Origin of the sequence: Paenibacillus silvestris, assembly GCF_009882985.1 — a bacterium.
In the GTDB taxonomy this organism is placed as follows: Bacteria; Bacillota; Bacilli; order Paenibacillales; family NBRC-103111; genus Paenibacillus_E; species Paenibacillus_E silvestris.
The window spans coordinates 348-589 of the sequence record NZ_WTUZ01000006.1; the positions used below are offsets into that span (position 1 = coordinate 348).

Below are 242 nucleotides of genomic sequence, written 5' to 3' on the forward strand. Positions count from 1 at the left end.
TGACTCGAAAGACGGCAGTGCGGTAGCGGGCTTGACTGGCATCACTGCGGGAGCGACGATCACGAAGCCAGCTGATCCGACCCGAGCGGGCTACACGTTCTCGGGTTGGTATAAAGATGAGGGCTACGCCTCGGCGTGGGACTTCGCGACGGGTACGGTAAGCGCGAATACGACTCTGTATGCGAAATGGACGGCGATACCGGTCGCAACGTACACGGTGACGTTCGACTCGAAAGACGGCA

1 protein-coding gene is annotated in these 242 nt (G+C 59.9%); it reads left to right on the forward strand.

The window, feature by feature from the left end; translation table 11 throughout:
- On the forward strand, positions 1-242 hold a 242-nt coding region (locus GQF01_RS02495), incomplete at both ends, for an InlB B-repeat-containing protein (protein ID WP_161405319.1).